General features: G+C 56.2%; 8 protein-coding genes. All 8 read left to right on the top strand.

Annotation, left to right across the window (positions count from 1 at the left end; translation table 11 throughout):
* Positions 1–23: 23 nt before the first annotated feature.
* The 8 genes from tssJ to KXR87_RS13430 are packed head-to-tail and all read left to right on the top strand — an operon-like array spanning position 24 to position 12,450.
* Positions 24–521, top strand: coding sequence for a type VI secretion system lipoprotein TssJ (gene tssJ, locus KXR87_RS13465; RefSeq protein WP_437432763.1), 498 nt, complete (start codon positions 24–26; stop codon positions 519–521).
* A gap of 2 nt (positions 522–523) precedes the next feature.
* Entirely contained in the window at positions 524–1,867 is a 1,344-nt protein-coding gene (gene tssK / locus KXR87_RS13460) for a type VI secretion system baseplate subunit TssK (RefSeq protein WP_437432748.1), read from the top strand.
* Between the two features lie 4 nt (positions 1,868–1,871).
* On the top strand, positions 1,872–2,681 hold the full coding sequence (icmH, locus tag KXR87_RS13455; protein ID WP_437432747.1) for a type IVB secretion system protein IcmH/DotU: 810 nt from the start codon (positions 1,872–1,874) through the stop codon (positions 2,679–2,681).
* A gap of 9 nt (positions 2,682–2,690) precedes the next feature.
* Positions 2,691–5,354 carry a type VI secretion system ATPase TssH gene (gene tssH, locus KXR87_RS13450; protein WP_437432746.1) on the top strand — a complete coding sequence of 888 codons (2,664 nt, stop codon included), beginning with the start codon at positions 2,691–2,693 and terminating at the stop codon, positions 5,352–5,354.
* On the top strand, positions 5,351–6,109 hold the full coding sequence (vasI, locus tag KXR87_RS13445; protein WP_437432745.1) for a type VI secretion system-associated protein VasI: 759 nt from the start codon (positions 5,351–5,353) through the stop codon (positions 6,107–6,109). The genes tssH and vasI overlap by 4 nt, the downstream gene beginning before the upstream one ends.
* A gap of 4 nt (positions 6,110–6,113) precedes the next feature.
* Positions 6,114–7,517 (top strand): type VI secretion system protein TssA, encoded by a 1,404-nt coding sequence (tssA, locus tag KXR87_RS13440; RefSeq protein ID WP_437432744.1) that lies wholly within the window; start codon positions 6,114–6,116, stop codon positions 7,515–7,517.
* Between the two features lie 18 nt (positions 7,518–7,535).
* The gene (tssM, locus tag KXR87_RS13435; RefSeq protein WP_437432743.1) at positions 7,536–11,060 is read left to right on the top strand and encodes a type VI secretion system membrane subunit TssM; all 3,525 of its coding nucleotides are present in this window, start codon (positions 7,536–7,538) and stop codon (positions 11,058–11,060) included.
* A 10-nt stretch (positions 11,061–11,070) separates the two neighbouring features.
* Positions 11,071–12,450, top strand: a complete 1,380-nt coding sequence (locus KXR87_RS13430; RefSeq protein WP_437432742.1) for a VasL domain-containing protein — start codon at positions 11,071–11,073, stop codon at positions 12,448–12,450.
* The last annotated feature ends 2 nt before the right edge of the window (positions 12,451–12,452 follow it).

Genomic DNA, 12,452 nt, shown 5'->3' with positions numbered 1-12,452 from the left:
TTTTTCGTCTCTGTCTGGTGGTGATGTTATTTACCGTCACCCTGACAGGTTGCGAAACGGCCAAAAAGCTGGGGCAGGTGATCAGCAACCCAAATATCCAGGTGGGTGATCTGAAATCACAGCCATCTGAAGTGGTCGTCATGCTGCTGACCGAGCCGGATACCAACCTGAACGCAGACGGTGAAGCCGCACCGGTGGACGTGCAACTCATTTACCTGACCGATGATTCGAAACTTCAGGCCGCCGACTATGACCAGATAGCCAGTACGCCGCTGCCTGATGTGCTGGGGAAAAATTATCTTGACCACCAGGATTTCAACCTGCTGCCAGACACCGTTAAAACGCTGCCGCCAGTGAAACTGGATGAGAAAACACAGTTTATCGGCGTGGTGGCGTACTTCTCAGATGATCGGGTAAGCGTCTGGAAGCAGATTGTACCGGTGGAAGGCACCGGTCACAGCTACCGCCTGCTGGTGCATGTAAGACAAAGCAGCATCGAAATGAAACAAGAGGATTACTGACGATGGCAACCATGAAGAACAGGGTTATCTGGCAGGAGGGGTTGTTCGCCTTGCCGCAGCATTTTCAGCAGCAGCAGCGAAATCACGAATACCACCTGAAGCAACGTATGGACGCGCAGGGCGATTTTGCCTGGGGATTCACTTCGCTGGTGCTCAATACAGAGCTGCTGGCTCAGGGAAAAATCATGATCGCGAGCGCGTCAGGTTGTATGCCGGACGGCACGGTGTTCAGTATCCCTGAACAGGATAATCTTCCCGTTCCTTTCCAGCCGGTCGATTTTTCAAAACCGGGCAGTCATGATATCTATCTCGCCCTGCCAGTAGTCAGTGATATCACCTGCGAAATCAGTGGCCGCCAGAGCGCTGGACAAGGCACAGAACGTTACAGCGCGACCCGCGTGGATGCGCGCGATTTGCACTCTGATGAGGGCGACGTTCAGCAGATCGTAGTTGCCAGTCTGATGCCCAGAATTGTCAGCGGTGCGGAAGATCTCAGCGCGATGGTGACGTTGCCGCTGTGCCGTATCCGCAACACGCAGGCAACGGGTGCGCTGGTGCTGGATGACAGCTTTATCCCGACCTGCCAGGCCATTCGGGTCAGCCGTGTCTTAGCCGGGTTTGCCGGTGATGTACAGGGACTTATTCAGAACCGTGCCAGCGAGCTGGCAAAACGTATTGGTTCTCCTGAGCAACGTGGCATCGCTGATGTGGCAGAGTTCATGATGTTACAGATGCTCAACCGCAATAACATGCACTTTACCCACTGCTCGCATCTGCATACTCTGCATCCGGAGACCTTTTACCTGGATCTGGTCCGGCTACTGGGCGAGCTGATGACCTTTACCGAAAATAACCGGCTGCCCTGTGAGGTGGAGGTCTATAACCACCGGGACCTTACTCAGTCATTTAAAACAGTGATCCCTGAACTGCGCCGGGCACTCAATACTGTCCTGATGCCACGCGCACAGAACCTGCCGCTGATTTTTTCAGACGGCGTGTATCTTGCCACTATTAACGATCCGACGTTGTTACAGTCCGGCTCCTTTGTGCTGGCTGTTCGGGCGAGGATGCCGAGCAACCAGATTATTCTTCAGTTCACTCAGCAGTCGAAAATTGCAGCTACCGACAAGATACGAAATGTGGTCAGCGTCCAGGTACCAGGTGTCCCGTTACGTCCGCTCAGCGCAGCGCCTCGGCAGCTGCCTTATCATGATGGGTACGTTTACTTCGAGTTGGAAAAAGGCACCGCTGCATGGAATGACGTGGTGAAGGCCGGTGCGCTGGGGCTACATATCTCTGGCACTTTCCCGGATCTTGATATGCAGCTCTGGGCGATAAGAGGTTAATGGCATGAGTGAACAGCATGCTCCTGCGTCCGGCAGCGATCATTATCTGGCGGAAAGCCGCCTTCACGACAGTGCCGCGCGGCCTGAACGAGACGGAGAAACGAGCCGTCGCCAGTATCGGCTCCCCCTTCGTGGCCATAGCCTCAACCCGATGATCGATGCTGCTACGCCGCTACTGGGCATGGTTATGCGCGTGGCTGGCATGACCAGCAACGCCATGCCGGAACATCTCTTTACCCAGGTGGTGACTGACGTGCAGGCCGTTGAGCAGTTGCTTCAGGAGCAGGGCTATGAGCCTGGTGTGATTGTTTCGTTTCGCTACATCCTGTGCACTTTTATTGACGAAGCCGCGCTGGGCAACGGTTGGTCAAATAAAAATGAATGGATCAGGCAGTCGTTGCTGGTGCATTTCCATAATGAAGCCTGGGGCGGGGAGAAGGTTTTTATCCTGCTGGAGCGGCTGATGCGTGAGCCTGCACGTTACCAGCATCTGCTTGAATTTTTATACATCTGCTTTTCGCTCGGTTTTCGTGGACGCTACAAAGTGGCGGTGCAGGATCCGGGTGAGTTTGAGCAGATATATCGACGCCTGCACCACGTTCTGCATCAACTGCGGGGTGATGCCCCTTTCCCGCTACTGCATCAGGATAAGAAAATCCAGGACGGACGTTATCACCTCATCAAACGACTTACCATCAAACATGTGCTGCTCGGCAGCATCGTCGTTCTGACAGCGGCTTATCTGTTCTACCTGCTTCGGCTGGAGAGCCAGACGCAGGATATTCTGCTGCAGCTCAATAGGTTACTCCGATAAGGACATCCCATGATCCACATTGATTTAGCCACTCTGGTAAAACGACTCAACACTTTTTCACGGCAGGCGCTGGAGCAGGCTGCGTCAGAGTGCATGAGTCAGCAGGCGATGGAAATTACCGTTGCTCACGTTCTCGACCAGATGCTCGCTATCCCACGCAGTGACGTCAGAGTGATAGCAGAAAAAGCGGAAATCAGGAAAGAAGCGCTGCGCCAGGCGCTGAAAGTGGAAAATGATGCCACCAGCCGTTCCGCTGACGGTTATCCCGCGTTTTCGCCCCTGCTGGTTGAGTGGCTGAAAGAGTCCTGGCTGCTGGCCTCGGCCGAAATGCAACAAACAGAGCTGCGTGGCGGCGCTTTGTTGCTCGCTCTGCTTCATTCGCCGCTGCGCTACGTACCCCCTGCCGCTGCACGGTTACTGACTACTATTAACCGGGATCAGCTTCAGCAGAATTTTGCTGGATGGACGCAAACGTCTGCCGAATCTGTCATACAGGATACCAACGATCAGACCCTTAGTGCCGCAGTGGTTGATGGCGAGAGCCTGCTTGTCCGCTATACCAGGAATATGACCGAAGATGCCCGTCAGGGACGACTCGATCCGGTGCTGTGCCGTGATAACGAAATTGATCTGATGATCGACATTCTCTGCCGTCGCCGTAAGAACAACCCGGTGGTGGTGGGAGAGGCGGGTGTCGGTAAGAGCGCCTTAATCGAAGGGCTGGCGCTGCGCATTATTGCCGGTCAGGTGCCGGACACGTTGCGCGATACTGAGATCATGACCCTGGATTTGGGGGCGTTGCAGGCGGGTGCATCGGTAAAAGGTGAGTTTGAAAAACGCTTTAAGGGACTAATGGCGGAAGTCACTCAGTCAGCGAAGCCGATTATCCTGTTTATCGACGAGGCGCATACGCTGATTGGTGCGGGTAATGCGCAGGGTGGACTGGATATCTCCAACCTGCTGAAGCCTGCGCTGGCGCGTGGCGAGCTGAAAACTATCGCCGCTACCACCTGGCGCGAATACAAAAAATACTTTGAGAAAGATGCTGCCCTGTCGCGCCGCTTCCAGCTGGTAAAAGTCAGTGAACCGAATGCCGCTGAGGCGACCATTATCCTGCGCGGCCTGTCGGCGGTGTATGAGCAGTCTCATGGCGTGTTGATTGACGATGAAGCCTTGCAGGCTGCCGCAGTGTTAAGCGAGCGATACCTCTCCGGTCGTCAGTTGCCGGATAAGGCTATTGATGTGCTGGATACCGCCTGCGCCCGCGTGGCGATTAATCTCTCCTCGCCACCAAAGCAGATTTCGGCTCTGACCACTCTGTGTCGTCAGTGTGAGGCGGAAACCCGCCAGCTTGAACGCGAAATTCGTATTGGTCTACGCGCAGATACCACGCGGCTGGAGGAAGTCCACGCGCAGTATGAAAACGCGCAAACAGAGCTTCAGCTGGTGGACGAAGCCTGGCGTCAGCAGCGGACGCTGGTGCAGGAGATTATTGCGCTGCGTAAGGGGCTACTGGAAGAGACTGAAACCACGCGCGACGCAGCATCAGCACTTTCTCCAGCTGAACGCCTGTCGCAGCTGATTGCCGAACTTAATGCCCTGCACAACACGCAATTGCTGGTTTCTCCGCACGTCGATAAGCATCAGATTACGGCGGTAATTGCCGAATGGACCGGCGTGCCGCTTAATCGTCTGTCCCGGAATGAGATGGCGGTGATAACCGATCTGCCACAGTGGCTGGGCAGCACCATTAAAGGCCAGGATTTAGCCATTAAACACCTGCATAAGCACCTGCTGACCGCGCGCGCGGATTTGCGTCGTCCGGGAAGACCGCTGGGGGCGTTTCTGCTTGCGGGTCCGAGTGGTGTGGGTAAAACCGAAACCGTTTTACAGCTGGCTGAACTGCTCTACGGCGGGCGTCAGTATCTCACCACCATCAATATGTCTGAATTCCAGGAAAAGCATAGCGTTTCCCGGCTGATTGGTTCACCGCCTGGTTATATCGGCTACGGCGAGGGTGGCGTACTCACTGAAGCAATTCGTCAGAAGCCCTATTCCGTCGTACTGCTCGACGAAGTGGAAAAGGCCCACCCGGATGTGCTCAACCTGTTCTACCAGGCCTTTGATAAAGGGGAGATGGCAGACGGAGAAGGGCGCCTGATTGACTGCAGGAATATCGTTTTCTTCCTGACCTCAAACCTGGGTTACCAGGTGATTGTCGACCATGCAGACAGGCCTGAGGAAATGCACGATGCGCTGTACCCGGTACTGACGGATTTCTTCAAACCTGCGTTGCTGGCACGCATGGAAGTGGTGCCGTACCTGCCGCTTTCCAGAGCGACGCTCTCCACCATTATCGCCGACAAGCTGGCGCACCTCGATAACGTACTGCGTTCGCGCTTTAACACAGACGTAGTGATTGCGCCGGAGGTGACAGACGAAATCATGCAGCGCGTCACCCGCGCGGAAAACGGCGCGCGAATGCTGGAATCGGTTATTGATGGCGAGATGCTGCCGCCGCTGTCGCTTCTGCTATTGCAGAAAATGGCGGCAAACGCGGTGATCACAAAGATAAGCCTCGGTGTGACGAAGGGCGCATTTACCGCCGATATCGACGAGGCGGCTGCCAGCAATGATGCGCCGGAACCTGAGACAGAGGACGTCGCTCTGTGAATCACGCACAGGTTTACCGGTCTGTTGCCCTGCTGGCCGCACTGGTTGCCGGGCAGCAGGCTTTGGCGCAGCCGCAGCAGAAGGTTCCAGGCATCGCCCTTATCGTCGCGGCGGCAACGGCGGCGGATATTAAGGCCGTTGCTGGTGCAGATGCACGGGTTACGGTAAACGCCATGAACGCGTGCAGGAAAGAGCCTGCAGCACTGGAGCGTCTGGACTGCTATGACCGCATTCTGGCACCGGCGCAGCCGGAAGGCTTCACTGGTGCGCTGTCGAAGGCTCGCTATGAAGGAGAACAGTGGAAGCGGGCCTTCGCCCAGGAGAAGCAGCGCCCGGACAACTCCACGGCACTGATGATGACCCAAAGCCCCGGTGAGCACCCGATGGTGATTATCACCACTCCCGCTATCGGCAGCGTGCCACCGCGCCCGGTGCTGATGTTCAGTTGTGTAGACAACATCACCCGGATGCAGGTGGCGCTGACCCATGCCCGGACCGAAAACGACCTGCCAGTGACGCTGAATACCGATACCGGGCAGTTTCGCAGCCACTGGTTTATCCGCGAAAACGGCTCTTTGCTGGAGTCCAGTCGGGGTTTATCCGGTATTGATGAGATTAAGCAGCTTTTTGGCAGCAAAACGCTGACGATTGATATCGGTACGGGCAGCGATGGTGGAAAACTGACTTTTAATATTGACGGACTGGCGAAAACCATTGTTCCGCTACGCGATGCCTGCCACTGGACGGGAGAATAACAATATGGACTTACGTAATCCTGATATATGGATATCGCACCTGCTGGAAAACCTGCCGGAAGAAAAACTGGTTGCGCCCCTGAAAGATGACAATCCCGCGTGGGAGTATATAGACGGCGAAATCGTCAAGCTCGGTTCGCTGGCTCATAGCCAGCTTAATATCCCGGAAATCCAGCGGCAGGGGCTGGATCTTCTGGCATCAGAAAGCAAGGATTTTCGCCTGCTGGCACACCTGCTGCGTACCCTGCAACATACAGGCGAGCCGCTGCTCGCTTTACGACTTTTGAATTTATATGTGGAACATTACTGGACGGTGGGCGCGCCGCAGAACGCCACACAGAAGAAACGCATTGCGCTTCAGGTGGTCAAACGCTTTGAAGCAGCCAGTGAGGCGTTGGCAAAAAGTGCAGGGACGGCACAACGCGATTTATTGCTGGCAGAGCTTTCGAAACTCGCACGGTGCTGGCAGCAGCATAATGCGCCGGAACTGGCGAAGGCGGCGGAGGATCTCTTTTCACTGTGTCAGCGGGTTTTGCGCGACTGCACGCCGGCGATCCCTGTTTCTGCATCGCCAGCCTCTCCCCCTGCAACCGTTGCGCCTCCCACTGCTCCGCCAGCCGCCGCGCCCGCGCCAGTCGTGAACATTGACAGCCATGACGATAAAGCCTGGCGCGACACGCTGCTGCAGGTCGCTGCCATTCTCTGCGAGCGGCAACCGGGTTCCCCGCAAGGCTACCGCCTGCGTCGCCACGCGCTGTGGCAGAACATTACCAGCGTGCCTCAGGCGGAGAGCAGCGGACGAACACCGCTGGCGGCGGTGTCTGCCGACATGGTCGCAGACTACCAGATGCGGCTTGCCAGTGCCGATGTGGCGCTATGGCAGCAGCTGGAGAAAAGCCTGCTACTGGCACCCTACTGGCTGGACGGGCATCACCTGTCAGCACAGGCTGCGCAACGCCTTGGCTATACCGACGTATCGGAGGCGATCCGCGATGAAGTCGCCCGTTTCCTGGCGCGGCTCCCCCGGCTTTCCACTCTGCTCTTTAACGACCATACGCCGTTTATCGCCGAAACGACAAAACAGTGGCTGGCATCCTCTTCTGACAATCACCGCCAGGCCACGTCGGTGGCAACGCCCAGCAAGCAACAGCAGGCCGCCCGCGAGTGTTTTAACGGACAGGGGCTGGAGGCCGCGCTGCGCTATCTGGACGCGCTGCCAGAGGGCTCCCCCCGCGACCAGTTTTATCGCCAGTTTATGGGCGCGCAGTTCATGGAAGAGGTGGGCATGGAAAAACTGGCGCAACAGCATTACCGGGTGCTGTTAAGGCTGGGATTGCAGATGAAACTGGCCGACTGGGAACCTCTCCTTCTGGAACAGCTTGAAAGCAAATTCATGGCAGAACAGTAAGAAATAACAGGAGCTTTTGTGTTCAGATTACCGACACCCCGACTCTTCAGCGGGCTGCGTTCCACGCTTCGACCGGCGATGCCCCGGTTTAAGGTTTCCGCTCTCTGGCTGCTGGTGCTGGCGTGGATTTTTCTGCTGGTATGGATATGGTGGAAAGGCCCGACGTGGACAATATATGACAGACAGTGGCTGCAGCCACTGGTGAACCGCTGGCTGGCGACCGCCGCCTGGGGGCTGATTGCCCTGATCTGGATAATCATCAGAGTGATGAGGCGTCTGCAACAGCTTGAACGGCACCAAAAGCAGCAGCGTGAGGAAACTCTGGACCCCATAAGCGTGGAACTGAACCTCCAGCAGCGCTACCTCGACCGCTGGTTGCTGCGCCTGCAACGCCACCTCGACAGCCGCCGTTACCTGTGGCAGTTGCCTTGGTATATGGTTATCGGCCCTGCAGGCAGCGGTAAAACCGCGCTGCTATGTGAGGGATTCCCATCCGATATTATTTATACCCCGGAAGTCGTGCGAGGAGCAGAACAGCGTCTGTATATAACGCCACACGTTGGCAAACAGGCCGTAATATTTGATACAGATGGCGGCCTCTGCGGACAAACAGATGCCGATACACTGCACCGTCGCCTTTGGGAAAACTGGCTGGACTGGCTGGGACAAAAACGCGCCCGCCAGCCACTCAACGGCCTGATCCTGACCCTGGACTTACCTGACCTGATGACCGCCGATAAATGTCGCCAGGAGCAACTGGTGCAACTTCTGCGCAGCCGTTTGCAGGACATCCGTCAGCATCTTCACTGCCAGTTACCCGTCTATGTTGTGCTGACCCGGCTGGATCTGCTGGCTGGCTTCGCCACGCTGTTTGAGACGCTGGACAGGCAGGGACGCGATGCCATTCTTGGCGTCACCTTCACTCGTCACGCCCACGAGAGTGATGACTGGCGCGCGCAGCTGAGTAGCTTCTGGCAGACATGGGGCGAACAACTCAACAATGCCATGCCGGATCTGATGCTCGCACAAAACCACAACCGCAGTGCGCTGTTCAGCTTTGTCCGCCAGATGCAGGGTTGTCATGACCTGCTGGCCTCACTGCTGAGCAACCTGCTGGACGGCGAAAATATGGACGTTATGCTGCGTGGTGTATACCTCACTTCCTCGCTACAACGCGGTCAGATGGATGATATTTTTATCCAGTCTGCTGCCCGCCAGTACCGGTTGGGTAGTAGCCCCCTCACGGCCTGGCCTCTGGTGGATTCCGTCCCGTACTTTACCCGCAACCTCTTTCCGCAGGCATTGCTGGCTGAACCCAATCTGTCCGGGGAGAACAGCGTGTGGCTTAGCAACACCCGCCGTCGGATGATGGCGTTCACCCTGGGTAGCGCCGTGCTTGTGGTTCTGCTGACAGGCGGCTGGCATCATTACTACAACCAGAACTGGCAGTCTGGTATCAAGGTGCTTAAACAGGCCAGGGCCTTTATGGCTGTCCCGCCCCCACAGGGTATTGATGAGTATGGCAACCTTCAGTTGTCTCTGCTTAACCCGGTACGCGATGCCACCCTGGCTTACGGCGACTGGGGCAGCCGCAGCCCCCTTGCCGATTTCGGTCTGTATCAGGGCAGAAACATTGGCCCGTATGTGGAGCAGACCTACCTGCAACTGCTGGAACAGCGCTATCTTCCGGCTCTCTTAAATGGCCTGATGAAGGATCTGGCGGCCGCGCCGCAGGGGGGCGAACAAAAACTGGCCGTGCTGCGCGTGATCCGGATGCTGGAGGATAAAAGCGGGCGTAATGATGAGGTGGTGAAACAGTATATGGCGAAGCGCTGGAGCGAAAAGTTTCATGGCCAACGGGATATTCAGGCGCAACTTATCTCCCATCTGGACTATGCGTTGAAGCACACCGACTGGCACACACAGCGTGAGAAGGGTGAAAGCGATGCCATCAGTCGCTGGGCACCGTATGAAAAACGCGTCACTGACGCACAGCATGAACTGAGCAAACTGCCGGCTTATCAGCGTGTTTACCAGAGCCTGAAAACGCGGGCGGTGGGGCTGCTTCCTGCAGACCTGAACCTGCGTTTTCAGGTGGGGCCGACATTTGACCAGGTGTTTATTTCGGCGGATGACGCCAGGCTGATTGTGCCGCAGATACTTACCCGTTATGGCCTGCAACGCTATTTTGTGAAGCAGCGTGATGAACTGGTGGAAGTGACCGCGCTGGACTCCTGGGTGTTGGATCTCACCCACAGTGTGCACTACAGCGATGCCGATCGGACAGAAATCCAGCGTCAGCTTACCGAACAGTATCTCAGCGACTATACCGCCACCTGGCGCGCCGGAATGGATAACCTGAACGTGCGTGACTATGAATCCATTGCGCAACTGACCGGCGCGCTGGAACAGATCATCAGTGGCGACCAGCCGCTCCAGCGGGCCTTGAGCGCATTGCGCGACAACACACAGGCCATTGTGCTATCGGAAAAGCTGAATGATAAGGAGCGGGAAGATGCCGGGCGCGCAGCAGACTATCAGCTTCTGGCCCGCCTGGGCCATGAATTTTCTTCTGAAAACAGCGCTCTGGAGGGGCAAAAGAATAAAGAAAGCACCCTACAGGCTGTCTACCGGCAACTGACAGAATTACACCGTTATCTGCTGGCGATACAGAACGCGCCAGTGCCGGGCAAATCGGCGCTGAAGGCCGTACAGCTTCGGCTGGATCAGAACAGCAGCGATCCCATTTTTGCCGCCCGGCAGATGGCGAAAACCCTGCCTGCACCGCTTAACCGCTGGATAGGCAAACTTGCAGACCAGGCCTGGCATGTCGTGATGGTGGAAGCCGTTCACTACATGGAAGTTGACTGGCGCGATAGCGTGGTAAGACCGTTCAACGAGCAGTTGGCTGGAAGCTATCCGTTCAATCCACATTCACCCCAGGATGCTTCGCTCGAGGCTTTTGAACGTTTCTTTGAGCCGGAGGGCATCCTGGACAAGTTCTACCAGCAGAACCTGAAATTGTTTATGGAAAACGATCTCAATCTGGAGGATGGGGATAACAGGGTGATTATTCGTGAGGATATTCGGGCGCAACTGAAGACCGCGCAAAAAATCCGCGACACTTTCTTCAGCAAGCAGAACGGCCTGGGCGCGCAGTTTGCGGTGGAAACCGTGTCTCTTTCCGGCAACAAACGGCGCAGCGTGTTGAACCTGGACGGTCAGCTGGTTGATTACAGCCAGGGACGTCACTATACGGCGCATCTGGTCTGGCCAAATAATATGCGCGAGGGGAATGAAAGCAAGCTGACGCTAATTAGCACCAGCGGCAGCGCTCCGCGCAGCATCGCTTTTGGCGGGCCATGGGCACAGTTCAGGCTTTTTGGCGCTGGTCAGCTCACAGGCGTGCAGTCCGGCACTTTCAGCGTGCGCTTTAACGTGGACGGTGGGGCAATGGTGTATCGGGTGCATACCGACAGCCATGATAACCCGTTCAGCGGTGGACTATTCAGTCAGTTCCGCCTGCCGGATACGCTGTACTAAGGAGACAGAGATGAGCAATGATGCACTCACGCAAAGGATTGTGACCGGCAGCGACCCACGTGATCTGCCGGAGTTCAGTGCTATCCGTGAAGAGATTAACAAAGCCAGCCACCCGTCGCAGCCGGAACTGAACTGGAAACTGGTGGAGTCGCTGGCGCTGACCATCTTTAAGACCAGTGGTGTGGATTTACATACCGCTATTTATTACACCCTGGCGCGTACCCGCACGCAGGGACTGGCGGGTTTCAGTGAAGGTACGGAACTGCTGGCGGCGATGATAAGCCATGACTGGGACAAATTCTGGCCGCAGGGCGATTCGGCACGTACTGAGATGCTGGACTGGTTTAATACCCGTACCGGCAATATATTGCGCCAGCAACTCTCTTTTGCTTTAGCTGATTTGCCCTTGTTGTACCGTACTGAAAGGGCATTGCAGCTTATCTGTGACAAACTCCAGCAGGTAGAACTGAAACGTCAGCCGCGGGTAGAAAATCTGCTCTATTTTGTGCAAAACACGCGTAAGCGACTGGAGCCACAACCCCGCAACGGCATGGACTCACAGGCGAAAACCACGGTCAGAACGCTGGTGTATGCCCCGGAAAGCGCCCCCCCTTCCACATCGACCGTAGCGGAGATATTCCCGCCCTTGCCTGACCTGCCGGAAATGAAGGTAGCAGTGCATCATCATGCTTTCGCCGATGGCAAAGCGCGGCGCGTGTCGCGCCATAGCGTTAAAGAATTTATTGCGGGGGCGGCCTTTACGGTAGTGGTTGCTGCCGCGCTCTGGTGGTGGCTGGTATACCCGATGCAGCAACAACTGGCGCGGGTGAAAGATACTGCGCAGGGAGCTGCCACCGCCTGGCTGGTCGCCCCTGATCTGAACAGCTACGGGCAAAGGCTACAACAGCTTCCTGATGCCTCGCCGCTCCAATCGCTGGAGACAGGCATACAAATGACGCAGGCAGCGGACAGCCGCTGGCCAGAGAGTCTGCAGCAGCAACAGGCTACGGCGCAGTGGAATGAAACGCTGAAAACCCGCGCACAGCACAGTCCGCAACTGCGTGGATGGCTACAGACCCGTCAGGATTTGCATGCTTTCGCCGATCTGGTGATGCAGCGGGAAAAACAGGGGCTGACGCTTTCGTATATCAAAAATGTTATCTGGCAGGCGGAGCGGGGGCTGGGTCAGGAAACTCCGCTGGAGTCACTATTAACGCAGTTCCAGGATGTTCATGCCAAAGGGCAGAGCACTGACGCGCTCGAAAAAGAGATTAATGAACGGCTGGAGGGCGTATTAAGTCGCTGGCTGCTGCTGAAAAACAACATATTGCAAGACCCGGAGAACAATGACGGCTCCGGCAAACAGGTACCACACATGGAGAGGAAATAATT

It is taken from the genome of Yokenella regensburgei (assembly GCF_051486985.1).
Taxonomy (GTDB): Bacteria; Pseudomonadota; Gammaproteobacteria; order Enterobacterales; family Enterobacteriaceae; genus CBFFRJ01.
The sequence above is the reverse complement of the archived record's forward strand: the minus strand, read 5'-3'. Positions and strand labels throughout refer to the sequence as shown.